At 69.3% G+C, this 25,533-nt stretch carries 13 protein-coding genes; all 13 read right to left on the bottom strand.

Going from position 1 to position 25,533, the window contains the following annotated elements; genetic code table 11:
* Window positions 1-198: 198 nt before the first annotated feature.
* Window positions 199-5,325 carry a malto-oligosyltrehalose synthase gene (locus tag J2739_RS24795; RefSeq protein ID WP_309906658.1) on the bottom strand — a complete coding sequence of 1,709 codons (5,127 nt, stop codon included), beginning with the start codon at window positions 5,323-5,325 and terminating at the stop codon, window positions 199-201.
* The gene (treZ, locus tag J2739_RS24790) at window positions 5,318-7,171 is read right to left on the bottom strand and encodes a malto-oligosyltrehalose trehalohydrolase (RefSeq protein ID WP_309906656.1); all 1,854 of its coding nucleotides are present in this window, start codon (window positions 7,169-7,171) and stop codon (window positions 5,318-5,320) included. Before treZ ends, J2739_RS24795 begins: the two co-directional genes overlap by 8 nt.
* Window positions 7,168-9,342 (bottom strand): glycogen debranching protein GlgX, encoded by a 2,175-nt coding sequence (gene glgX / locus J2739_RS24785; protein WP_309906655.1) that lies wholly within the window; start codon window positions 9,340-9,342, stop codon window positions 7,168-7,170. The genes treZ and glgX overlap by 4 nt, the downstream gene beginning before the upstream one ends.
* Window positions 9,339-10,049, bottom strand: a complete 711-nt coding sequence (locus tag J2739_RS24780) for a mechanosensitive ion channel family protein (protein WP_309906653.1) — start codon at window positions 10,047-10,049, stop codon at window positions 9,339-9,341. The genes glgX and J2739_RS24780 overlap by 4 nt, the downstream gene beginning before the upstream one ends.
* A 41-nt stretch (window positions 10,050-10,090) precedes the next feature.
* Window positions 10,091-13,426, bottom strand: coding sequence for a maltose alpha-D-glucosyltransferase (gene treS / locus J2739_RS24775; RefSeq protein WP_309906651.1), 3,336 nt, complete (start codon window positions 13,424-13,426; stop codon window positions 10,091-10,093).
* Between the two features lie 12 nt (window positions 13,427-13,438).
* Window positions 13,439-15,484: an alpha-1,4-glucan--maltose-1-phosphate maltosyltransferase gene (locus J2739_RS24770; RefSeq protein WP_309906649.1), complete on the bottom strand. Its 2,046-nt coding sequence runs from the start codon at window positions 15,482-15,484 to the stop codon at window positions 13,439-13,441.
* Window positions 15,477-17,366 carry a 1,4-alpha-glucan branching protein GlgB gene (gene glgB, locus J2739_RS24765; protein ID WP_309906648.1) on the bottom strand — a complete coding sequence of 630 codons (1,890 nt, stop codon included), beginning with the start codon at window positions 17,364-17,366 and terminating at the stop codon, window positions 15,477-15,479. The genes J2739_RS24770 and glgB overlap by 8 nt, the downstream gene beginning before the upstream one ends.
* 215 nt (window positions 17,367-17,581) lie before the next feature.
* The gene (locus J2739_RS24760; RefSeq protein ID WP_309906646.1) at window positions 17,582-17,932 is read right to left on the bottom strand and encodes an alpha/beta hydrolase; all 351 of its coding nucleotides are present in this window, start codon (window positions 17,930-17,932) and stop codon (window positions 17,582-17,584) included.
* A 225-nt stretch (window positions 17,933-18,157) separates the two neighbouring features.
* A complete protein-coding gene (locus J2739_RS24755) occupies window positions 18,158-19,669 on the bottom strand; it encodes a CYTH and CHAD domain-containing protein (RefSeq protein ID WP_309906644.1) in 1,512 nt (503 codons plus the stop codon).
* 31 nt (window positions 19,670-19,700) lie between these two features.
* Window positions 19,701-19,952, bottom strand: coding sequence for a hypothetical protein (locus tag J2739_RS24750; RefSeq protein ID WP_309906642.1), 252 nt, complete (start codon window positions 19,950-19,952; stop codon window positions 19,701-19,703).
* 101 nt (window positions 19,953-20,053) lie between these two features.
* Complete coding sequence (locus J2739_RS24745) at window positions 20,054-20,437, bottom strand: hypothetical protein (protein ID WP_309906640.1); 384 nt, start codon at window positions 20,435-20,437, stop codon at window positions 20,054-20,056.
* Window positions 20,438-20,609: 172 nt separating this feature from the next.
* Window positions 20,610-23,177, bottom strand: coding sequence for a cyanophycin synthetase (cphA, locus tag J2739_RS24740; protein ID WP_309906638.1), 2,568 nt, complete (start codon window positions 23,175-23,177; stop codon window positions 20,610-20,612).
* 42 nt (window positions 23,178-23,219) lie between these two features.
* The gene (locus J2739_RS24735; RefSeq protein ID WP_405053944.1) at window positions 23,220-25,460 is read right to left on the bottom strand and encodes a cyanophycin synthetase; all 2,241 of its coding nucleotides are present in this window, start codon (window positions 25,458-25,460) and stop codon (window positions 23,220-23,222) included.
* Window positions 25,461-25,533 lie beyond the last annotated feature (73 nt).

The raw sequence follows: 25,533 nt of genomic DNA, 5'->3' as shown, positions 1-25,533 counted from the left end.
CCTCCACCGAACTCGCCGCGGGCTTCACCCTGGGCCTGAGCGAATCGACCAGCCTCTACGGCGAGGTGGGCAAGCTGTGGGCCTCGGGCGGGGACGCCCGCGTGAAGTCGCAGCTCGATGCCTCGGTGGGGCTGCGCGTGCGGTGGTAGCAGTCACGAGGCCAAGCGGGCCATGCAAGCCGCTCGAGCGCCGATCCCCTCAGGGCTTCGACCACAACGCCGCACCCGGAAAATGCGCGAAGGCGGCCGAGACGCGGAGGGCGCCGCCGTGCACCACGAACGTCTCGCCAGTCAGCACGTTCTCGAAGCGCAGGCCCTCGGCCGCTTCCGGCATCCGCACGACCGTGTCGCCCCACAGCTCGCCGAGAGGCGGCTCGCCCGAAGCGGCCAGCGAGCTGAACAGCCGCGCCGCGATCGACACCAGCCACTGGTCCCCGTGGCGACGCGCGAAGGCCACCAGGTGCGAGGCCTTCGCGCCCTCGGCCGGCAGGCCGCAGTAGTCGCCTTCGTGGAACAGCGCGGGGTGCTCGCGGCGCAGCGAGAGCATGCGCCAGACGACCCACAGCTTGGCGCGTCCGTCGCGGGCGGCGTCGGGCACCAGCGCGGCGATGCGGGCTGGCAGGTCGTCCGTCCTGGCCAGCGCCTCGAGCTCGTCCAGGCAGCGCGCGCGCAGCGCGTAGTCCACGGGCCGCCGGTTGTCCGGATCGACCAGGCTCAGGTCCATGAGCTCGTTGCCCTGGTACAGGTCCGGCACGCCGGGTGACGCGAACTTCAGCAGCACGAGCGAGAGACTGTTGAGCGCGCCGAACCAGGCCAGCGTGCGGGCCAGCGTCTGCAGGTCGTCGACGAAGCGCGGATCGGCCCTCGGACTCAGGAGCGCGCGCGCGAAGTCTTCCAGCGCTTTCTCGTAGGCCTCGTCGGGATTGGTCCAGCGCGTCTGCAGCTTCGCCTCGCGCGCCGCCTTCTGCATGTAGCGCACGATGCGCTCGGCATAGGGCTCGCGGGTCGTTTCGTCCAGCCCGCCCGGCGGCAAGGTTCCCAGCAGCGTCTGGTAGAGCAGGTATTCGTCGGTGGACGACGGCGCACCGGCCGGCGCGCCGACGGCTTCCAGCCGCTTGCGGATTGGCCGCGTCAGCGAGCGCCAGCGCCGCAGCGCCAGGCGCCAGGTGGCCGGCATCTCGGACAGCACGTCGATGCGGCAGCGCACGTCCTCGGAGCGCTTGTTGTCGTGGGTGGAGGTCGCCAGCATCGTGTGCGGCCAGCGCTGCGCGCGGTCGGCGCTGGCCTCGTGGAATTCCGCCACCGTCATGCCGAAACGGGCCGGCTCGCCGCCCACCTCGTTGAGCGCGCTCAGCGGAAAGTAGCGGTAGAAGGCGGTGTCCTCCACGCCCTTGGCGGTGACCGGTGCGCTGAACTGCTGGAAGCGGATCGCCAGGTGCAGTACCCGGCGCTGCAGCGATTCGTCGGCGCCGGGCACGGCGCGCCCGAGCAGCGTCTGCTGCACGAAGTCGTAGATCGTCAGGTCTGCCTCGCGGCTGTTGCGCTGCGCCTCGCGCGTGGCCCAGGTGATGAAGCGCTCGTCCTGCGCGGAGGGCGCTTCGATGATGTAGGTGCGGTAGACCGGCAGGCAGGCGGCGACCTCGCCCAGTGCGCGCTGCAGCGCGTTGAAGGTGTAGTCGCGCGTGCCGCGGTCGGCGCGCGCGATGCGCAGCAGCTCGGTCGACAGCACGGTCAGCTCCGAGGCCAGCGCGCTGCGCATGATGTCGCGCTTGCCGGCGCGCGCCAGGGCCTGAAAGCCATCGCGAACGCCGGTGAAGTTGCGCCACGCCTTCTCGAACTTCTCCGCTGCCCCGGTGTCGATCAGCACGCCGTTCGCCACGTTGGCGAAGCGGTAGCCGGTGGTGCCGTGCACCGCCCAGTCCTCCGGCACTTCCTCGTCCTCGGCCTTGATCTTCTCCGCCACCACGTAGAGCGGCCGCGCGGGCCGTCCGTCGGCATCGCGCTCGGCCAGCACCAGGCCGGCGCGTCGCGCATAGCCTTCCTGCAATTGGCGGAAATAGCGCGCCGGGTCGTAGAGGCCGTCCGGGTGGTCGATGCGAAGCCCGTCGACCTGCCCGGCGGCCGTCAGGTCGAGCGCGAAGGATTGCGTGGCCTCGAACACCTCCTCGCGCTCGATGCGCAGCCCCGCCAGCGAGTTGATGTCGAAGAAGCGCCGGTAGTTGATGTCGTCGCCGGCCACGCGCCAGTAGGCCAGCCGCCAGGCCTGCGCCTCGATCAGGGCATGCAGCTCGTCGCGCGCGCTCGGCAGATTGAGCTCGGCCACGCGCGCGACGATGGCGCGCGCGACGGCCGGCTGGCGTGCGGCGAGCTGCGCCAGCTGCGTCTTGAGCAGCTCCTTGTCGCGGGCCTGCTCGGCGCGTGCCGTGTCGTCGCTCGCATCGCGCCCCAGCAAGCGGCCGAAGGCGGAAGAGATGCCGGCCAGCTGGGCCGAGAGCGTCGCCTCCTCGAGCTGCGCCGCCGCCCCGCCGAGCACCCGTGGGTAGCTTTCGGGCGCCAGCGGAAAGCGGTGCTCGAAGTAGTACACGGCGAGGCTGCCGCTGCCTTCCTCGAAGCGCAGCACGAGGTCGCCGCTGGTGAGCACGTCGCCGTAGTGGTCGCCCAGCACCGGCACCAGCACCTTGCCCGCGAGCTCGGGGTTGAGCGGCAGCCAGTCGATGTCGAAATGGAGGGCGTAGCGCGATGCGGGGCCGTTTTCCAGCACGTCCATCCACCAGGCGTTGTCGGCACCCATCACGCCCATGTGGTTGGGTACCAGGTCCAGCAACTGGCCCATGCCGTGGGTGCGCAGCGCCGCGACGAAGCGCTCGAAGCCCTCGCGCCCGCCGAGCTCGGGATTGACCTGGTCGTGCGCCACCACGTCGTAGCCGTGCATGCTGCCGGCGCGGGCGCGCTGGATCGGCGAGCAATACACGTGGCTGATGCCCAGGCGTGCGAGGTAGGGCAGCACACGGATCGCATCGTCGAAGCCGAAGCCCTTGTGGAACTGGAGCCGGTAGGTCGCGCGCGGAATGCGCGCCTGCATCGACGCGTGCTGTGCCGAGGCGAGGCTCGCGCGCGGCCGCAGGCGGGCCAGCGTGCGTGCGAGCGACTCCATCGCGTCGCTGGCCGCCAGCGCCTGCAGGTCGGCCGGCAGCTTGCGCTGCCAGTTGGGCTGCTCGCTGGTGGTGCCGGGCATGTTGGCCTGCTCGACCACGCCCAGCACGTCTTCGAGCTGCACCATCATGAGCAACGAAGGCGCTTCGGCCAGGAAGGCGTGCACGGCTTCGACCGTGCGTGGCGACGGTTGCGGCTCGGCGGTGGCCTGCGCGATGTCCTCGGCGCTCATCAGGCCGGCGTGCCGCACGGCCAGCAGAAGCTGGACGCGATGCCGCGCACGATCGAGCAGCTGCTGCTCGAGCTGCGCCTCGTCGGAAATCAGGCCGAGCTGCAGGCGCAGGCGCAGGTCCTCGCCGGTCCACCAGCCGGCCAGCGTCGGCAGGTCGTGCGTGCTCACCGCGGCCAGCGCCTGCGCCGGATAGGCGGCGGCGGGCTTGAAGGCGCCATCGCCCTCGCGCTCGAAGAAGAGCAGACGGTAGGAGAGCACGTCGAAGCGCGCGAGCGCCTCGCGCACCTCGGGGGCGACCGTCCCGAGGTCCTCGCCGATCACCAGGCAGCGGTGGCGCTGGCTTTCGAGCGCGACGATCGCCAGCATCTCTTCGAGCGGGTAGTACACGTAGCCGCCTTCGCGCGCGCTGCGCCCCGCGGGAATCCAGAACAGGCGCATCAGCCCCATCACATGGTCGATGCGCAGCGCGCCGGCATGGCGCATGCTGGCGCGCAGCGTGTCGATGAAGAAGCGGTAGCGCCCGGCGCGCAGGCGGTCGGGCCGCAGCGGCGGGAGGCCCCAGCCCTGGCCGCCGGGATTGAATTCGTCGGGCGGCGCGCCCACGCTGGCCTCGGCGGCGAACAGCGGGCCCTCGCTCCAGACGTCGGAGCCGCCGCGGTCGCTCGACACCGCGAGGTCGAGGTAAAGGCCGATGCCCAGCCCGAGCGCCTTGCAGTGCGCATTGGCGCGCGCCAGCTGGCCGGTGGCCAGCCACTGGAGGTACTGGTGGAACTGCACGCGCCCGGCGTGCTGCCGGGCGAAGGCATCGACGGCGGGGCTGTTCGGATCGCGGTGGTCCTCGGGCCAGAGCGGCCAGCCCCAGACCGCTGCGTCGGCCTCGTGGAAGTGCGCCTGCAGCGCCTCGAACAGCGCGTGGCGCCGCAGCGATTCGCCGCCCGCGGCGACGAAGGCGAGGAAGGCGGAGCCGGTGTCGTCCCTTGCGCCGCCGCCGTGCTCCGACAGGTGCTTGGCACGGAAGTGCGCGAACAGCAGCTCCAGCACCTCGAACTTGGCGCGCGAAACGCCGGCGTGGTCCACCAGCGGCAGCTCGCGCAGCGCCGCGAGGCGGTTCTGGAATTCGAGCGAGGCCACCAGCCGGCGCGCGGGCTCGCAGGCGTCGAAGTCCGGGACCGCCTCGACGTCGATATAGAGCACATTGAGCCAGCGCCGCGAGGACGGGCTGTAGGGGCTCGCATGCGCCGGGTTGTGCGGGAACAGCGCATGCAGCGGATTGAGGCCGATGACGTCGGCACCGCGCGGCGCCATCTGCTTGATCAGTTGCGTGAGATCGCTGAAGTCGCCGATGCCCCAGTTGCGGTGCGAGCGCAACGAATACAGCTGCAGCGCGGGGCCCCACACACGCCCGCCCTCGCGCAGCGCAGCCGGGCGCCAGCAGCGCTCGGGCGCACTGACGAGCAGGGTCTCGCCCTCGAGCCCGTCGATGCGAAGCTGGTGGTACCCCATCGGGAGGGCCTGGACGAAAGGCAGCCGGCGCTCGCACCAGCGCTCGCCGTCGAGCTCGATGCCGGCGGTCTCCGGCAGCGCGGCGGCGTCGGTCTCGCCCTGCAGCTGCGTCCCGTCCTCCTTGCACAGCTGCCAGCGCAGGCGGGCCATCGATGCCGGCACGCGCACGATCAAGGACCAGTCGGCGCGGGAGGCCAGGATCACTTGCACCGGCGGCAATCCGCGGGACCACTGCGCGCGTCGCGCGGCCTCCAGCACCTCGTCGGCCTGCACGCCATCGTGCAGCCCCACGCCGAACTCGGCCAGCAGCGCCAGCAGGGTCTCGCGCGGCACCGGCCGGTGCGCGCCCCAGATGTCGTGGTAATCGAGCGCGATTCCGAAGTGCGCGCAGAGCCGGGCGATCGCTTCCGATTCGCCCTCGCGCGCGCCCTCAGGCAAGGCCGGGCTCCTGCAGCGCCACGAACACGCCGCCGCGCGCCACGCGCAGCGTGCCGCTGCCGTCGCGCTCGACGGCATTGGCGTAGAGGAGCTCGCCCGGCGGCAGCGCGACGCCTTCGACCGGCCCCTCGCCGAAATGGGCGAGCAGGTGCAGGCGCGGCCCCTCGAGGCCGCGCGTCGTGTCGGCCAGCGTCCACGCCACGCGCAGCAGGCCGTCCTCGGCCTGGAAGCGCCCCGCGCCGCGCTGGCCGGCGAAGAGCGGCACCAGCCTTTGCCGGCGCAGCGCCAGCATCTCGCCCAATTGGATGCGCCAGGCCTCGTGCAGGGGATCGTCCCATTCCTCCCAGCGCAGCTTGGAAGCCATGAACGTGGACTCGGCATTGGGGTCCGGGATGCGGGCCCGGGCCGCTTCGTCGGCGAAGGCCTTGAAGCGGCCGAACTCCTCGCGCCGGCCTTTCGCCACTGCGCTCGCCAGCTCGGGCCCGAAGTCGCAGAAGTACTGAAAGGGGGTGGAGGCTTCGAACTCCTCGCCCATGAACAGCATCGGCACATGGGGCGAGAACACGAGGCAGGTCCAGGCGGCACGCACCAGGCCGACCTCGCCGATCGCCTGGATGCGTTCGCCGAAGGCGCGGTTGCCGACCTGGTCATGGGTCTGCAGGTAGGAGACGAAGGCGGCCAGCGGCAGGCGGCTGGCATCCTCGCCGCGCCGCTCGCCGCCGCGGAAGGCCGAGGGCTGGCCCTGGTAGACGAAGCCTTGCGCGAGCGCGCGGCCGAACTGCGCCACCGGGTCGTCGGCGTAGTCGGCGTAGTAGCCGTCGGTCTCGCCGGTCGTCAGCACATGGGCCGCGTGGTGCAGGTCGTCGTTCCACTGGGCCGTGGCGCAAGGCGGCCGGCCACGCGCATCGCGGGCGAGGAAGGAGGCCTGGTTGGCATCGTTCTCGAGCACCACGTGCACATGACGTTCCTGGCCGGGACCGGCGTGCAGCGCCTGGCAGATCTCCTGGACGATGTGCAGCGGCGAGTCGTCGCGGATCGCATGGATCGCATCCATGCGCAGGCCGTCGAAGCGGAACTCCTCGACCCAGTAGAGCGCGTTGTGGATGAAGAAGTCGCGCACCGTGCGCGCGCCTTCGCCGTCGTAGTTGATGGCCGAGCCCCAGGGCGTCTGGTGCTTCGGGTTGAAGAACTGCGGGCAGTAGGCGTGCAGGTAGTTGCCCTCCGGCCCGAAGTGGTTGTAGACCACGTCGATCAGCACCATCAGGCCGAGGCCATGCGCGGCGTCGACCAGGGCCTTGAGCGCATCGGGCGTGCCGTAGCTTGCAGCAGGCGCGAAGGGCAGCACGCCGTCATAGCCCCAGTTGCGCTTGCCCGGGAAATCGGCCAGCGGCATGAGCTCGATCGCGGTGATGCCCAGCTCGGCAAGCGCCGGCAGCCGCGCCCGGGCTGCGGCGTACGTGCCCTCGACGGTGAAGGTCCCGACGTGCAGCTCGTAGAGCACGGCCTCTTCCCAGGGGCGGCCGCGCCAGTGCGCGTGCTGCCAGGCGTGCGCCTTCGGATCGATCACCTGGCTCGCCCCGTGCACGTCCTCGGGATTGAAGCGCGAGGCCGGATCGGGCACGCGCAGCCCGTCAGGCAGGCGGAAGCGATAGGCATCGCCCGGCCCCGCGTCGGGCAGCTCCAGCCGGTGCCAGCCTCCGGCGTCGCGCCGCATCGCGTGCGAGGCCGGCTGCTGTGCGCCGAGCTCCAGGACGACCTGATCGACGGCCGGTGCCCACAGCGCGAAGCGCACGCCGCCGCCTGCCAGCAGGCTGGCGCCGAAGGGCATGGCGTGCGCCTGCTTCATTCCGGTACCTGTTGTGGAACGGATGGCGGCTGCGTCGCGCGGCTCAGCAGCGCGAAGGAGCGGGGCTGCAGGGGATAGCTGTCCTGCGTCCATGCCTGCGGCAGGTCGCACAGGCTGTCCTCGGGCGGCAGCACGCCGGTGGCCGTGTCGAGCAGGAGCCGCCATGGGCCGTGCTCCACCGGCAGCTTGAATTCCAGGGCTTCGTGGTGCGCGTTGAAGAGCAGCAGGAAGTCGTCGTCGCGCAGCGTCTCGCCGCGCGGCCCGCGGTCCGTGATGCCGAGGCCCGAGACCACCATGGCCAGGCTGCGGGCGTTGCCGTCGTTCCAGTCCTCCGGCGTCATCTCGTGGCCATCGGGCCGCAGCCAGCACACGTCCTTGACCGTGCTGCCCTCCATGGGCTGGCCGTGGAAGAAGTTGCGGCGGCGAAAGCTGGGATGGGCCCGCCGCAGCGCGACCAGGCGCTGCACGAAGGTGGTCAGCGCTTCGTTGCCGGGGTCGGGACGCCAGTCCAGCCAGGCCAGTTCGTTGTCCTGGCAGTAGACGTTGTTGTTGCCCTGCTGCGTGTGGCCGCGCTCGTCGCCGGCCAGCAGCATGGGCACGCCCTGCGACAGCAGCAAGGTGGCCAGCAGGTTGCGCTTCTGCCGCTCGCGCAGCGCCAGGATCTGCGGGTCGTCCGTCGGCCCTTCGACACCGCAGTTCCAGGAGACGTTGTTGTTGTTGCCGTCACGGTTGCCCTCGCCGTTGGCCTCGTTGTGCTTCTCGTTGTAGGAGACCAGGTCGTGTAGCGTGAAGCCGTCGTGCGCGGTCACGAAATTGATGCTCGCATCGGGCCGCTTGCCGGACCAGCCGTAGAGATCCTGCGAGCCGGTGAGCCGCTGCGCGAGCTCCCCAAGGGTGCCGTTGTCGCCCTTCCAGTAGGCGCGCACGCCGTCGCGGCAACGGTCGTTCCACTCGGCCCAGCCGTAGGGGAAGTTGCCCACGTGGTAGCCGCCGTGGCCCAGGTCCCAGGGTTCGGCGATCAGCTTCACGCGGTTGAGCGTCGGGTCCTGGCGAATGGCATCGAAGAAGCCGCCGAGGTTTTCCACCTTGCCCGATTCACGCGCCAGCGCCGCCGCCAGGTCGAAGCGGAAGCCGTCGACATGCATCTCCTCCACCCAGTAGCGCAGCGAATCCATCACCAGCTGCAGGGCGCGCGGATGCTCGAGGTTGACGGTGTTGCCGCAGCCGGTGAAGTCGTCGTAGAAGCGGCGGTTCTCGGCGTTGGTGATGTAGTAGGAGGCGTTGTCCACGCCGCGCAGCGACAGCGTCGGCCCCATCTGGTTGCCCTCGCAGCTGTGGTTGTAGACCACGTCGAGGATGACCTCGATGCCGGCGGTGTGCAGCGTCTTCACCATGGTCTTGAATTCCTTGACCTTGAGCGAGGCGGTGTAGCGCATCTCGGGCGCGAAGTAGCACAGGGTGTTGTAGCCCCAGTAGTTCTGCAGGCCTTTCTCGGCCAGGTGATGGTCGTTGAGGAAGGCGTGCACCGGCAGCAGCTCGACGGTGGTGACGCCGAGGCGCCGGAGGTAGTCGACCACGGGCGCGGAGCCGAGCGCCGCATAGGTGCCGCGCAGCTGCGGCGGCACGTCCGGGTGCGTCATGGTGAAGCCGCGCACATGCATCTCGTAGATCACCATGTCCTGCCAGGCGATCTTCGGCCGCCGGTCGTCGCCCCAGGTGAAGGCCGGTTCGAGCACCCGGCCCTTGGGCATCAGCGGCGCGCTGTCGCGCCGGTCGAAGGAGAGGTCCTGCCGCTTGCTGCCCACGGTGTAGCCGTACAGCGCATCGCTCCAGCGCAGCTGGCCGACCAGGTCCTTGGCGTAGGGGTCGATCAGCAGCTTGTGCGGATTGAAGCGATGCCCTTCCTCCGGCTTGTAGGGGCCGTGCACACGGTAGCCGTAGGCCAGGCCGGGCCGGGCCTCGGGGAGATAGCAGTGCCAGATGTCGTCGGTGCGCTCGCGCACGGTGATGCGATGGCGCTCGTGACGGCCCTTCTCGTCGAAGATGCACAGCTCCACCTTCGTCGCGTGCTGCGAGAAGAGGGCGAAGTTGACGCCTTCGCCATCCCAGTGTGCGCCGCACGGGTAGGGGCGTCCGGGCCAGACCGCGGTGATCAGGTCGTTGGTTTTCATCGGCGAAATTTGCGCTCCTCGATGCGCTCGGCCGGGTCCTTGTGCTCGCGCGGCCACCATTGCTCGATGCGCTCGGCCGCCCAGTCCTTGCCGCCGAGGCCGAAGGCCAGGGCGAGGGCGAACACCACGCCGGCCAGAATGACCAGGAAGCTCTCGCGCACGATGTCGCCGCCGACCTTGATCTGGTCGAGCGCGATCAGCACCACGAACACCATGATCGCGTACTGCGCCAGCTTGCCGAGAAAGACGGCGTCCTGCAGCTTGATGTTGCGGCCGTAGGCGGTGACCGTGTCGCCGACGAAGCGCGCGAAGTAGGAGCCGAAGGCGAGCACCAGCAGCGAGACGAAGACATTGGGCACGAACCACATCACCTTGCCGATCAGGTCGCTGATGTAGGTGAGCCCCAGGCTGTTGAAGGCGATCAGCAGCGAGGCCAGGATCACCAGCCAGTACACCAGGATGCCGAACAGGGTCGTGGTGTCGCCGCGCATGCCGCCCTGCCGCATGAAGCCGTCGAGCCCCGCGCGCTCGGTGAGCACGTTGAAGTTGATGGCGTGCAGCCCCTTCACGACGGTGAAGCGCGCCAGCTTGGCGAGCAGCCAGCCGGCCACCACGACCACCAGCGCAAAGAGCAGTCGCGGCAGGAAGGCGCCGATCTGGAACAGGACGGCCCGCAGGGGCTCCAGGTGGATTCCGAAGCTTTCCATGATGTATCTCTCGGTTGGCGCGCAGGCGCGTGGGGCGTTCGTCAGGAAGCGGCGTCGCGGGCCGCCAGTGCCAGCAGGCCCTGCAGCGGGACCTGGACCCAGTCGGTGCGATTGTTCAGTTCGTAGCGCAGCTCGTACAGCGCCTTTTCGAGTTCGAACAAGTCCAGCAGCTGCAGGTCCACGGGCATCTCGGGGTCGGCCTCCTCCATGGTCCTGAGGTAGGCGGCGAGGAAGGCCTCACGGCTGGTCTTCTCCCACTGGCGAACCGGCATCTCCAGGCGCTGCAGCTCGTCCGCGTTCTGCGCCACGCGCTTGAGCGCCGACCAGCGCGCATAGTTGAAGGAGCGCAGCATGCCCGCGACATCGCGCAGCGGCGAGCCCTTGGCACGGCGTTCGTCGAAACTGCGCGTCGGCTCGCCCTCGAAGTCGATGATCACGAAATCGTTGTCGCTCACCAGCACCTGGCCCAGGTGATAGTCGCCGTGGTAGCGCGTCTTCACGCCGTGGCCGTTGTCGATCGCGGCGGCCGCGCGTGCCGCGAGCCGGCTTTCCTTCGCGAGCAGCGCCTGCGCGTCTTCCTGCGCGGGTGCAGGCAGCTGCGGCAGGCGCTCGCGCAGCAGGGCCAGCGTCGCCGTGACGTCGGCGGCCGCGTGTTCGCGCATGGCTTCGATGTCCTCGGAGGCCAGGAGCTCGGGATCGAAGGCCGGATCGCCGGTGGCGCGCGCCAGCGCGAGGTGCAGCTCCGCGGTGCGGCGGCCCAGCACCTGCATCAGCGCCACGTAGCCGCCATGGGCCTGCGCCGGTCCGACGTCGACGAGCGTGTCGGCGCCGGTGCGCAGCTCCTCGAGGAAGCGTTCCACATAGCCCAGGGTGTAGACCCAGCCGTCGCCCTGGTTGGTCACGTAGCGCTGGACCATGGCCAGGGTCGCGGTGCGGCCGTCGTCGCCGATGTATTCGAGCGCGCCCAGCACCGGCACGCAGTGCGGGTACTGCGCGACGCTGGTGAGGAAGCGGCCCATCTCCACCTCGGGGTTGATGCCTTCCCGTAGGCGGCGGTAGGCCTTGAGGAAGAGCGTCTCGTCGAAGGTCACGACGGTGTTGCTGCTCTGCGCACCCGGGCGGCCGACGGGCATCGCATCGAGGTCGGCGTCGATGCGGCGGAAGGCCCCGGTGGGCGTGAAGCGCAAGCGTCCCTTGGCGGCAGGCAGCTCCATTCCGTCGCGCACGGCACGCACCATGGCGCGGCAGAAGGCCTCGTCGTAGAAGGCGTCGGCCATCACGCCGACGTTGGCCTGCTGGCGCACCTTCGCGACGCCGGCCTGCGTCAGGCGGTTGAAGCGGTCTTCGTCCTGCTCCTCCCAGGCCAGTGCCAACGGCACGAAGTAGGCCGAATCCTCCGCAGGACCGTCCAGCGAGACCAGGGGCAGCATCCAGCTGAAGCCGTCGCCGTCCCACACCGCATGATCGATGAGTCGGGCGCGCGAGACGGCCGAGCCCTTGGCGCCGTACCAGCGCTGGATCTCGATGAAGCGCGGCAGCGTGTCGGTCTCGAACTGGGAGAGCATGCGTTCGGCCATGCCGATGCGCCAGGGCATCACCCGGTCGCGGAAGAAGCTGGTCCAGCCGTCGAAGAGCACCAGCGTCGGACGGTCCTGCAGGCCCACGCCTTCCTGGTGCCAGCTGGGCATCTCGGCATCCTGCGCGAGCCGGAACCAGTAGAAGCCGTAGGAGGGCAGCGTCAGCAGGTAGGGCAGCTCGCCGATCGGCGGGAAGGAGGTGCGGCCCAGCATCTCGACCGGGATGCTGCCCTTGTAGGCCGAGAGGTCCAGCTCCACCGGCTGCGCGGCGCGCGAGAGGTTGAAGACGGTGAGGATGGTGTCGTCCTCGTACTCGCTCAGGTAGGCCAGGATCTTGCGGTTGCCGGGCCTCAGGAACACGCGCCGGCCGCGGCCGAAGGCCCGGCTGGTCTTGCGCACGGCGAGCATGCGCCGCGTCCAGTTCAGGAGCGAGCTGGCGTCGCGCGCCTGTGCCTCGACGTTCAGGGCTTCGTACCCGTACATGGGGTCCATGATCGGCTGCAGGTAGAGGCGCTGCGGATCGGCGCGCGAGAAGCCGGCGTTGCGGTCCGGGCTCCATTGCATGGGCGTGCGCACGCCATTGCGGTCGCCGACGAAGAAGTTGTCGCCCATGCCGATCTCGTCGCCGTAATAGATGATGGGCGAGCCCGGCATCGACAGCAGCATGGCGTTCATCAGCTTGAGGCGGTCCATGTCGTTTTCCATCAGCGGCGCGAGCCGGCGGCGGATGCCGACGTTGATGCGCGCGCGCAGGTCGGCGGCGTACATGAGGTACATGTAGTCGCGCTCCTTGCTCGTCACCATCTCCAGCGTCAGCTCGTCGTGGTTGCGCAGGAAGATGGCCCACTGGCAGCCCTCGGGGATCTCGGGCGTCTGCTGGATGATCTCGACGATGGGGTGACGGTCTTCCTGCGCAATGGCCATGTACATGCGCGGCATCAGCGGGAAGTGGTAGGCCATGTGGCACTCGTCGCCGTCGCCGAAGTACTCGCGCACGTCCTCGGGCCACATGTTGGCCTCGGCGAGCAGGAAACGGTTCTTGTACTGGGCGTCGATGGCGGCGCGCAGCTTCTTGATTACCGCGTGGGTCTCGGGCAGGTTCTCGTTGCTGGTGCCGTCGCGCTCGCACAGGTACGGGATGGCGTCGAGGCGAAAGCCGTCCACGCCCATGTCCAGCCAGAAGCGCATGGTCTTGAACACTGCCTCCAGCACCTGCGGATTGTTGAAGTTGAGATCGGGCTGGTGGCTGAAGAAGCGGTGCCAGTAGTAGGCCTTGGCCACCGGGTCCCAGGCCCAGTTAGAGGTCTCGGTGTCGGTGAAGATGATGCGCGTGCCCTGGTAGAGCTGGTCGGTGTCGCTCCAGACGTAGAACTCGCGCTCGGGCGAGCCGGGCGGCGCGCGGCGCGCGGCCTGGAACCACGGATGGTCGCTGGAGGTGTGGTTGATGACCAGCTCGGTGATCACGCGCAGGCCGCGCTTGTGGGCCTCGTCCAGCATGATCTTGAAGTCGGCCAGCGTCCCGTAGTGGGGGTGCACGTCCTCGTACCCGGCGATGTCATAGCCGTCGTCGCGCAGCGGCGACGGATAGAAGGGCATGAGCCAGATCGTGTTGACGCCCAGGTCCTTCACGTAGTCGAGCTTGGCGGTGACGCCCTTGAAGTCGCCGTAGCCATCGTCGTTCGAATCGAAGAAGGCCTTGACGTTGAGCTGGTAGATGACGGCATCCCGGTACCACTGTGGATCGTCGCTGCTGTCGATTTCGACGGTCTCCAGGAGCAGATGCGATACCGGTGCATTCATGGATGCCAGCCCTCACAGGAAGTAATCGAAGTCGCGTTCGTCGCGCACGCGCCGCCGCACCACGAAGACGTGGGCCGGCACGCTGTGCGGATCGAGCCGGATGAAATGGCGGCTGCCCTGCCAGAGGAAACGCTGGTTGCTCAGCAGATCATGCATCTGGAAGGGGTGCGCGGGTTCGCAGTCGATGAAGTCCAGGTCCAGTTCGAGCCAGCCGGTCTGCACGTTGTGCGGGTCGAGGTTCACCACCGTCACGATGACGTTGTCGCCGTCCGCCGAGCGCTTGGCGTAGGCGAGCAGCTCGCCGTTGTCGATCGAGAAGAAGCGCAGGCCGCGGTCGGAATGCAGGGCCGGGTTTTCCCGCCGGATGTGGTTCACCCGCGCAATGAAGGGCGCGAGGCTTTGCGGGTCGTCGTGGTTCCAGTGGCGCAGCTGGTATTTCTCGGAGTCGAGGTATTCCTCGCTGCCCTGCTCGCGCGGCAGGTGCACGCGCAACTCGAAGGCCGGGCCGTAGATGCCGTAGCTCGCGGCCAGCGTGCCGGCCAGCACCAGTCGCGCCATGAAGACGGCGGTCTCGCCGCCCTGCAGCCGCTCGTGCAGGATGTCGGGCGTGTTGGGCCACACGTTGGGGCGGAAGTACTCGCTGCCGAGGCCCTGCGAGAGCTCGGTGAAGTACTCGGTGAGCTCCTGCTTGGTGTTGCGCCAGGTGAAGTAGGTGTAAGACTGCGAGAAGCCCAGCTTGGCGAGCCGGTGCATCACCTTGGGCCGCGTGAAGGCCTCGGCCAGGAACAGCACGTCGGGATGTTCGCGCTTGAGCTCGGTGATCGCCCATTCCCAGAACGGGAAGGCCTTGGTGTGCGGGTTGTCGACGCGGAAGATCTTCACGCCCTCGTCGATCCAGTGCTCGAACACGCTCTTGAGCTCGGTCCACAGGCCCTGCCAGTCTTCGGTCTCGAAGTTGAAGGGGTAGATGTCCTGGTACTTCTTCGGCGGGTTCTCGGCGTACTGCACGGTGCCGTCGGGCCGCCAGCGGAACCAGCTGGGATGGGCCTTGACGTAAGGGTGGTCGGGTGCGCACTGGAAGGCGATGTCGAGCGCGATCTCCAGGCCATGGCGCTGCGCTTCGGCCCGCAGGTGCTGGAAGTCCTCGCGGGTGCCCAGCTCGGGGAGGATGGATTTGTGCCCGCCTTCCTCGGCGCCGATCGCCCAGGGGCTGCCGACATCACCGGGCTGCGCCGCGAGCGTGTTGTTCTTGCCCTTGCGCTGGATGCGGCCGATCGGATGGATGGGCGGGAAGTAGAGCACGTCGAAGCCCATGGCCGCGATCGCCGGCAGGCGCGCCTCGACGTCCTTGAACGTGCCGTGCCGGTCGCCTTTGGGCGCCGTGGAGCGTGGGAAGAGTTCGTACCAGGTGCTGAAGCGGGCGCGCTCGCGATCGGCCACCAGCGGGAGCTCCGCCCCGTGGTGTGTGGCCAGCCGGCGATCGGGATAGCGTTCGGCCAGCGCGCAGAGGGGCTCGTCCAGCGCGAGGGCCTTGAGCGCCGGTGCCTCCATGCTGTTTTCGATCGCCGCGGTCTTCAGCTCGCTGCTCCAGCGTGCCAGCGCCTGGGCGTCGGCGCCCTTCGCGCGTCCGGCAGCAGCGGCGATTTCCTGCGCACCCATCTGCGAGGCGATGCGGATGTCCTCCGGGTCGATGCGGCGCGCCATGTCATGGCGCCAGGACTCGAAGGCATCGACCCAGGCGGTCACGGTGTAGCGGTAGCGGCCGACGGCGGGCGGCGCGAACTCGGCTTCCCAGACGTCGTTGCCCAGCGGCTTCATCGGCAGCTCGGCCCAGTCCGCATCGGCTTCGGCGCGCCAGCGCAGCAGCACGCGCAGCACGTCGTGGCCGTCGGCGAAGCAGTGGGCCTGCACGCGCAGGGCCTCGCCGGCCACGCGCTTCACGGGGAAGCGGCCGCCATCGACGCTGGGCAGCACGGCATCGATGACGGCGCGCACGCGGCCGTCCTCGCCGTCCGCGCGTTCGATCTTCGGAGCGGGCGATGCGGCGGCCTTAGGCATGGGAGTCGTGCTCCAGGATCAAGGTGGAGAGGGGCGGCAGGGTCAGGCACAGGGAGTGCATGCGGCCGTGCGCACGAACGGGCGCGGCTTCGACGCCGCCGAAATTGCCCCAGCCCGCGCCGCCGAATTCGCTGGCATCGCTGTTGAGGCGCTCGCGCCAGAAGCCGCCTTTGGGCACGCCCAGCAGGTAGTTGGGGCGCGGCACCGGCGTCATGTTGCTGACGACCAGCAGGGGTGGGCCTTGGCGAGGCTTGCGCAGGAAGGCGAACACGCTGTGCTCCGCATCGTCGGCCACGATCCATTCGAAGCCTTCGCCGGAGAAGTCGAGCTCGTACAGCGCCGGCGTCGCCCGGTAGACCCGATTGAGTTGCGCCATGAAGCGCTGCAGCCCCGCATGGCCCTCCAATGCGGCGACCCACCATTCGAGCTCGCCATCGTGGGTCCATTCGCGGCGCTGGCCGAACTCGCCGCCCATGAACAGCAGCTTCTTGCCCGGATGGCCCCACATGAAGCCGAAGAGCGCGCGCAGATTGGCGAACTGCTGCCAGCTGTCGCCCGGCATCTTGCCGAGCAGGGAGCCCTTGCCGTACACGACCTCGTCATGCGAGAGCGGCAGCACGAAGTTCTCGCTGAAGGCATAGACCAGCGAGAAAGTCATGCCGTGGTGGTGATACCGGCGATGCACCGGGTCCTCGTGCATGTAGGCCAGGCTGTCGTGCATCCAGCCCATGTTCCACTTCATGCCGAAGCCCAGCCCGTCCATGTCGGTGGGGCGGGAGACGCGCGGCCAGGCGGTGGACTCTTCGGCGATCGTGAGTGTGTCGGGGTGCTCGCGGTAGACGGTGCGATTGAGCGTCTGCAGGAACTCGATGGCTTCGAGGTTCTCGCGTCCGCCGTGGCGGTTGGGAATCCATTCGCCGTGCGCGCGGCCGTAGTCGAGGTAGAGCATGGAAGCGACCGCGTCGACCCGCAGGCCGTCGATGTGGTACTTCTCCAGCCAGAACAGCCCGGAAGAGATCAGGAAGCTGCGCACCTCGTGGCGCCCGTAGTTGAAGATGCTCGACTTCCAATCCGGATGGAAGCCCTGCCTCGGGTCGGCATGCTCGTAGAGATGGGTGCCGTCGAAGTAGCCGAGGCCGTGCTCGTCGGTGGGGAAATGCGAGGGCACCCAGTCCAGCAGCACGCCGATGCCGCGCTGGTGCAGGTGATCGATGAAGTACATGAAATCCTGCGGCGTGCCGTAGCGCGAGGTGGGCGCGAAGTAGGCGGTGGTCTGGTAACCCCAGGAGCCGTAGAAGGGATGCTCGGTGACGGGCATCAGCTCCACGTGGGTGAAGCCCATCTCGCAGATGTAGTCGGCCAGCACGTGCGCGAGCTCGCGGTAGCCGAGGAACAGTCCATTGCGCCGCCGCCAGGAGCCGAGGTGCAGCTCGTAGATGGACATGGGCGCATCCAGCGCATTGCGCGGGGCGCGCGTGGCCATCCACTCGTCGTCGCCCCAGGCGTAGTTGAGCGACCAGGCGCGCGAAGCGGTGGCCGGCGGCGTCTCGCAGAAGAAGGCGAAGGGATCGGCCTTGTCGACCTGGTAGCCGTGGTGGCGCGAGCGGATGCGGTATTTGTAGGCCTGGCCGGGCGCAACCTCACAGGCGCTGCCGGTCCAGATCCCGCTGTCGTCCTGCGGCTGCAGCGGATGGGCATCGCCATTCCAGCCGTTCCAGTCCCCCACCACCGAGACCGATGCCGCGTTGGGCGCCCACACCGCGAATCGGGCGCCGCCTTCGGCTTGCAGGTGGCAGCCCAGTTGATCGTAGAGACGGGAGTGCGTGCCCTCGCCGAAGAAGTAGCGGTCCTGGGCATCGAAGGCGGTGGAGGTGAGGGGCACTGCGGGCGTCCTTGGGCGTTCGTGGCCGCGGCCCGTGCAGAAAGCACGGCCGGATGGGCCTGAACCGCCCTTTGTAAAGGCGCGGCGGTGCGGCGGCAATGCCGGCGTCCGCGCTTCAGGCTGTCGGACAGCGACGCGTCTTGGTCGTGCAGCGGCAAAAAAAATCGGGCCCCGCTTGCGCGAGGCCCGATTTTTCGGAAGGATCTGGCGGCTGCTTACAGGCCGGCTTGGCGCGTGTTGGTGCGCTCGATCTTGTACTGCGCCGGGATCACGCTGTTCACGAAGGCCTTGCGGTCCAGGTTCTGGGTCGAATCGTGAGCGGTGGCGACGGCCTCGGCCGCGACGGCGGAGCGGTCACGCACGCTGGCGACGACCGGTGCGACGCCGGCGGCAGCGCCGTCGGCATAGGGATTGGCGGCACGTGCGGCCTCGGTGGCTTGTGCGTTCACTTCGGCACGGCTGTACGTCGACACGGGCGCTTGCACGCCTTCATAGGTCTCGGCCTGGGCGCCGGCAGCGGCCAGCAGGGACAGTGCAGCGGCGGCGAGGATCTTGGAGGTGTTCATTTTTGCGTTCCTTGTTGAAGTGGCTTTGGATAGGTGTCGAGTTTGCCGCGGCCAACTAGGTGGAAACCCGGATAAATCGAATCACGGTGTTCACGCGCTGGAAACAATGAAGCGGAACTTTTCGGGGCGGCGCTCGGGCGCTACAGGGCGTCTCGCCTGGCGTGGCTCGGCGTCGTCAGGGCGCCGCAGCGCATGCGTTCAGCAGGGGCGGCCTTCGACAGGCCATCACGAAGATTTCCAGAAGCGGCGCGCCTGCGCCACCTTGTCCAATGCGTCCCGGCATGCGATGGCGCTCTGCGCCTGCCGCGCCGAGAGCCAGCCGACCGCGAACCAGGCGCTGCCATCATGGTCAGCTGCCTTGCGGTAGGCGTCGATCGCCACGGCCGCGTCGTTGTGCTCGCCGAGCGCGTCCTGGGCCGGCCGCAGTTCCTGCAGATAGCGTGCGGCGCGGGCTTCGCCGAAGATGGGAGCGACGAACTCGCCCAGGTAGCGCAGCCGCTTGAGCCGCTTGCGGACCCGGTGCTGCGCCTCCGGTTCCAGCGTTTCGAAATGCCGGCCGTCGCGCACCACCTTGCGGTGCAGCTTGTTCAGGCGCGCGCGCAACGGCTTGCGGGCCAGCTCGGATTTTTGCTTCGAGGGCGGCGCGTCGGCGGCGTCTTCGTCGGGCGGGAGCGAAGCGGCGATCAGGCTCATCAGCACGAGCTGGAAGGTCCGATCGCGAACCACGGCAGCCGGCGCCGGCTCCGGCTCGGCCGGTTCGGCCCAGGCCACCGGCGGACCGCCGGCCGCTTCGATCTGCGGCTGCACCGTCTTCTGCAGGTGTTCGCGGTCGCGCTGGCGCCCCAGCGCGCGGAAGGCGTCCACCAGGGCGGGCTCCCAGACGGAGTCGATGGCCGGCGCGAGGTCTGCCATCTCACGCAGCGCGGTGCGCAGACGGCGGATGCCGACGCGCAGCTGATGCACATGCTCGGCCTCGAGGCTGCCGGCCGCCACTTCGCTGGCATTGGGGAGCATCTGCGCCAGGCACGCGCCGATCACTGCACGGAAGACCTGCGGGCCATCCATGTCTCCGTGCACCGAGGGCGGCTCGGCCTTGACGGCCTCGCCGTACTCGATGCCCTTCGCTAGGCGCTCGCCGCGCGCCGACTTGGACACCGTGTCCAGCCAGAGCCCGTAGCGGATGCGCCAGCGCCGCGCCAGCTCGAGCATGGATCGCGGGCTGCCGCTCTTGAGTTCGAGCTCGAGTTCGCAGACCGGATACGAGCGATTGCCCGCGCGCACCTCGCCGCGGTCGAAGGCGAGTTCGATCCGCGCATCGCCGGTGCGCATCTCGCGCGTGGTGCGGCGGATGTCGGTGGCGTAGAGCGGCATGAGCTGGGCCTCGGCCGGGTCCTGTCCGGCGGCCCGCAGCGCTTTGTCGATCAGCGTGCCGATGGGCGTGCCCGCATGGCGCTCCAGGCGCGGCGGCGGCACATCGCTGGTCTTGGGCGTGGCGATGTCGACGTTGTGCTCGTGGCGCTCCAGCGGATGACCGCCCGGTGCCTTGGCGGTCTGCACCCAACGCCGTCCTTCCTTGCGGATGCGCAGGATGATGCGTTGGGCCGCCAATGCGCCATCGGCGGTGTCGTAGTAGCGGGCCTGGAGGCGTTCGCGCCGCGAACTGCCACGCGCCACCGCGCTTTCGACGGCAGCCCGGTATTGCGGGTCGACCTGAAACTTGAGTTCGAATTCGGTCACGGCTTCGGACGGCAACCCCGGCCGGGCCGACTCAGCCTGGCAGCTCGCTGACCTGCAGCGACAAGTCGAAGAGCTTGGACTTGCTCGCGTAGTAGCGGTCGAGACGCCATTCCTTCAGGATGTCCATTGCCAGCTGGAAGCTCTTGTAGTCCAGCTCATAGAGCGTGACGAGCTCGAAGCTCCGTTCGGATTCGAGCGCCAGGACCAGGCGGGCGAGGATCTGGGCCGATTCGTTGGCCGGGTCCGTCTCGATGAAGCGGCGGGCGACCTTGATGGCGTTCATGGCTGAGTTCCTTCAGATGGACCCGGAACTATAGCCAGACCTACCTACCCTTTTGTGACAGTCGCGTGACGGCATAGGTCTTAAGTTGTCGCTGGACGGGCTCACTGAGCCGGTGCAGGAATCGGCGTCACGGTCTCGCGGATCACGCCGCCGCCGAGCACACTGCCCTCGACCGAGGTCATGCCGGTGCCGAGGACCCGTGCCTCGCAGGCGGCGCGATCGCTTGGCGGCTGAAGCGCACAGCGGGCGAGCGCGTTTTGCTGGTAGGTCGTCGGCGGCGCGCTGGTGAGGCCGCCGCGCTGAGCTTCCTGGCGCGCCGCACCGGCTTCGCGCAGGCAGGCGGTGCGATCCTGCTGGATACCGTCGCAGACGGCGCGTTCGCGCATGTAGATGGGGTCGGCTCCCTGGGCGCTGGCCAAGACCGGCGCAGCGAGGCTACAGGCTCCGAGCAGCAGTGCAAGGGTCGAACGAATGGTCCTGTTCATGAAGGCACTCCTTTCGGGGCGGCGCAGCGTGCACCACCCGGTGAGGCAGTGTCGGGCGACAACGGCCTCCCGGACTGTGGGACAGCGTGGTTCGCCGCCCGGCACCCGGGCCGCGGCTTCTTGTCGGACAGGTCTGTCAGGGTTGCTGGAAATGCGGCCAGCCTTGGGCGTTTCAGCCTTCGGCGATGCGCTTCGCCAGGTGAGCGAGCGCTTCCTCGACCTGGTCCACGAGGATCAGCGACAGGTCGCCCGGCTGCAGCCGTTCGAGCGCGGTGTCGATGGCGATGAACTCGCCGCGGATCTCGTCGATGGCGCGGGTGCGGGTGGCGCCTTCGAGGCCTTGGCGCAGCAGGGCCATGACCTCGCCGTCGGCGCGGCCGCGCTGGGCCGCGTCCTGGTAGAGGATCACGTCATCGAAGGCCTGGCCGAGGATCGCGGTCTGGTCGCGGATGTCGCAGTCGCGGCGGTCGCCGGCGCCGCTGATCACCACCGATCGCTTCTTCGCGGGCATGGTGTCGACGGCGGCCACCAAGGCGCGCATGGCGTCGGTGTTGTGGCCGTAGTCGGCGATCACGGTAGCGCCGCGGTAGTCCATCACGTTGAAGCGGCCCGGCACCCCGGCCGGGTCGGTCTTGAAGCTGGCCAGGCCGCTGCGGATCGTGTCCCAGTCCAGGCCGATGGCCCAGGCGGCGGCCACGGCGGCCATCACGTTGTCGACCTGGAAGCCGATGGTGCCGTTGCGCGTGATCTGCACGTCGCGCAGCGCGATGCGTTCGCGCCACGAGCCTTCGGCTGCGACGAGGGTGTCCTGGTCGACGTAGACGGTGCGCTTGCCTTGCGCACGGTGCGTGGCCATCACCGGGTGCTGCCGGTCGCGGGTGAAGAAGATCACGCTGCCGGGGCAGCTGGCGGCCATGGCAGCGACGTTGGGGTCGGCGGCATTGAGCACCGCATAGCCATGAGGGGCCACGTTGCGCACGACCACGCGCTTGAGCACTGCGAGGTCTTCCACCGTGGTGATGTAGTTCAGGCCGAGGTGGTCGCCGCTGCCGATGTTGGTCACCACCGCCACCTGGCAACGGTCGAAGCCCAGACCCTCGCGAAGCACGCCGCCGCGCGCGACCTCGAACACGGCGGCATCGACGTCCGGATGCAGCAGCACGTTGCGTGCGCTCTTGGGGCCGCTGCAGTCGCCGCTGTCGGTCTGCCGGCCGTCGACGTACACGCCGTCGGTGTTGGTCATGCCGGTACGCAGGCCGCTGCCGGCAAGCAGATGGTTGATCAGGCGCGCGGTGGTGGTCTTGCCGTTGGTGCCGGTCACGGCCACCACCGGGATGCGGCCGTCGTCGCCAGGGGCGAACAGGGTGTCCATCACCGCCTCGCCGACCGCGCGGCCGCGGCCGAAGGAGGGCGAGATATGCATGCGCAGCCCGGGCGCGGCGTTGACTTCGACCACGCCGCCGTGCTGTTCCTCGAGTGGGCGCAGCACGTTCTCGCAGACCATGTCGACGCCGCAGATGTGCAGGCCGACCATCTGGGCCGCATCGACGGCGCGCGCCGCCACTTCGGGGTGCACGGTGTCGGTCACATCGGTGGCGGTGCCACCGGTCGAGAGGTTGGCGTTGTTGCGCAGCACCACGCGCTGGCCCAGCGCGGGCACGCTGTCGGGCGCGAGCGCCTGCGCCTCGAGGCGGCCGAGGGCGATGTCGTCGAGCCGGATCTTGGTCAGCGAGGTCGCATGGCCTTCGCCACGGCGCGGGTCCTGGTTGACCAGGTCGACGAGCTGGCGCACGGTGTGCCTGCCGTCGCCGATCACCTGCGGCGGATCGCGGCGCGCGGCGGCGACCAGCCGGTCACCGACCACCAGCAGGCGGAAGTCGAAGCCCGGCAGGAACTTCTCGACCATCACCTCGCCGTGGGCCGCAGCCGAGTGGTAGGCCGCGGCCAGCTGTTCGCGCGTGCCGATGTTGACGGTGACGCCCTTGCCCTGGTTGCCGTCCTGCGGCTTCACCACCACCGGCAGGCCGATTTCCTGCGCCGCGGCCCAGCCGTCCTCGACACTGGCAACCGGGCGGCCCAGCGGAACCGGCACACCGGCCGCGTTGAGCAGCTGCTTGGTGAGCTCCTTGTCCTGCGCGATGGCCTCGGCCACGCCGCTGGTGCTGTCGACTTCCGCGGCCTGGATGCGACGCTGCTTCGAGCCCCAGCCGAACTGCACCAGGCTGCCGCTGGTGAGGCGGCGGTAGGGGATGCCGCGTGCCACGGCGGCATCGACGATCGAGCCGGTGCTCGGGCCCAGGCGCTCCGATTCGTCGAGGTCGCGCAGCTCGGTGATGGCGGCATGGGCGTCGAAGGCGGTGCCCCCCTGGGCCGCGGCGATCAGCTGCCCGGCGAGCTCCAGCGCACGCCGGCCGACGGCCTCCTCGCTGTACTGGAAGGTGACCTGGTAGACACCGTCATCGACGGTGCGCGCGGTATGGCCGAAGTTCACTGCGCAGCCGGCCTGGGCCTGCAACGCGACGGCGGCGTTCTCCAGCACATGGGCCAGCGCCAGCGGCTGGCCGAGCACGATGGGGTGCAGCTCGCCGATGGTGGGGAAGAGCGCGCGCAGGCGGCTTTCGAAGCCGGGCAGCCGCCCGACGGCGTTCTCGTCGCCGCTGCAGCTGACGATGGCCTCTATGCAGGTGTGGCGGCTCCAGAGATTGGGCCCGCGCAGCGCGCGAATGCGTGTGACGTCCATGGTTTTATTGGCCACCGGGGCAGGCTTGGCGGTGTGCAGCGGTCATGCCAGTTGCTGCTGGGGCGAAAGGAGGGTCTGGGACAGCTGCAGCGAGGCCAGTGCAGCCTGCAGGTCGGCTTCGAAAGCTTCCACGCCGGCGCCGATCAGGCTCAGCGGGATGCCCATGGCCCAGGCGGCCGCGACCGCGGCCAGCAGGCTTTCGAGTCCGACGCCCGCGTGGGTGGCGCGCCAGATGGTCAGCCGGCCGAGCCCGGGCAGGAAGGATTCGCTGCTGCCGTTGGCCAGCACCACGCGGTCCTGCCGCACCAGCACGGCCTTGCCGCCCGTCTGCTGATGCTTGGTGAGCGCCTCGGCCTGCGGATCTGCCGAATAGAGAATCACGTCGCCGTCGCACAGCGGCGCCAGGCCGGCCACGCGCGGGTCCGCGGCGTTGAGGATGGCCGTGCCTTCCGGCAGCACCACGTCGACCTGGGTGCGCAGCACCTTGACCATCTGATCGCTTTCGGTGATGTCGAACTCCGCCAGGTCTTCGGCGCCTTCCAGGTCGGTCACGATGCCGATCTCGCAGCGATCGTAGGCCAGGCCGTGGCGCAGGATGGTTTCGGCGCCGTTCTCGATCACCACGGCTTGCACCGCACGGTTCATCAGCAGGCGGTGGCCGGCGTCCCAGTTGGCGCTGTCGCGCGCATCGACGCGGCGGCGCTCGAGGAACAGGCCGTCGCGGCAGGCCAGCCCGGTGTGGCGGCCGCCCAGGCCCACGAGCCAGGCGACCAGCCGCGCCAGCACGGCGGTGCCGCGCGAGCCGGCCACGCCCACCACCGGGATGCGGCCGGGCGCGTCATCGGGGAACAGGTGGTCGCAGATCGCGCGGCCCACCGGCCGCGGCGAGCCCACCGCGGGCTTCAGGTGCATCAGCAGGCCGGGGCCGGCATTGACCTCGACGATGGCGCCGCCCTGCACCGCCAGCGGGCGGGCGATGTCCTGCGCCACCAGGTCGACGCCGGCGATGTCCAGCCCGACGACACGCGCGGCCAGCACCGCGGCATGCGCGACTTCGGGGTGGACCTGGTCGGTGCAGTCGATGGCCATGTTGCCGTTGCGCTGGATGGTGATCACGCGCCCGGCCTCGGCCACCGAGGCGGCGTCCAGGCCCTGGCGCTTGAGTTCGAGCTGCAGCTTGGCGTCGGTCGCGAGGTCCAGCAGGTCGAGCGGGAATTCTTCTTCCGCCCCTCGGCGCGGGTCGCTGTTGAGCTGGCTGTCGATCAGCTGAGCAACGGTCGCCTCGCCATCGGCCGTGACCGTGATGATCTCGCCGCGGGCAGCCGCCACCACCTGGCCGCCCACCACCAGCAGGCGGTGCTCGTGGCCGCGGATGAAGCGCTCGACCATCACGTCGCTGCCCTCGGGCTCGGCCACCGCGTAGGCGGCCTCGACCTCTTCGCGGGTGTTCAGCTCGAGCGAGACGCCGCGGCCGTGGTTGGCATCGGAAGGCTTGACCACCACCGGCAGGCCGATGTCCTCGGCGGCTTCCCAGGCCTCCTGGGCGCTGGCGACCACCTGGCCTTCGGGCACCGGCACGCCGCAGCCGGACAGCAGCGTCTTCGTGAGTTCCTTGTCGCTGGCGATCGACTCGCCGATGGCGCTGGTGTAGTCCGTCTCGGCCGTCCAGATGCGCTGCTGGTTGGCGCCATAGCCCAGCTGCACCAGGTTGCCGCTGTTCAGGCGCATGTGCGGAATGCCGCGATCGGTGGCGGCGCCGACGATGCAGGCGGTGCTCGGGCCGAGGTAGCAGTCCTCGACCTTGGCCTTGACCGCGTCGACCGCGCGCTGCACGTCGGCCGCGTCGAAGGGGGCATTGTTGATGGTCGCCATCAGCAGGCGGTGGCCCTCGGCCAGCGCAACCCGGGCGACCTGTTCGTCGCGCGCCCGGAAGACCATGCGGTAGACGCCATGCTGCGAGGTGCTGCGGGTCTGGCCGAAGCCGGTGGGCATGCCGGCCAGGTTGAGCAGCTCGATCACCACGTGCTCCAGCACGTGGCCAGCCCAAGTGCCTTCGTTCAGGCGCTGGATGAAGCCGCCGCGCTCGCCCACGCCGCAGTGGTGCTCGATCAGCGCCGGCAGCAGCGTGGTCAGGCGCTCGGTGAAGCCGCCGATCTTGTTCGAGGGGTGGTCCTCCAGCGCGCCGAGGTCGAGCCAGACTTCGAGTACGGGGCGGTAGGTCCAGAGGTTCGGGCCGCGCAGATAGTTGACGCGCAGCAGGCGAATGTCGTCGAAACGGGTCATGCAAACGTTCGTTGTGCTTTGGCCGAGCACTGCGGCGCCCTCAAGCGCGCCCATGGGCATCGGTCAGAATCGG

The organism is Variovorax soli, from assembly GCF_031454625.1.
Lineage (GTDB): Bacteria > Pseudomonadota > Gammaproteobacteria > Burkholderiales > Burkholderiaceae_C > Variovorax > Variovorax soli_A.
The sequence above is the reverse complement of the archived record's forward strand: the minus strand, read 5'-3'. Positions and strand labels throughout refer to the sequence as shown.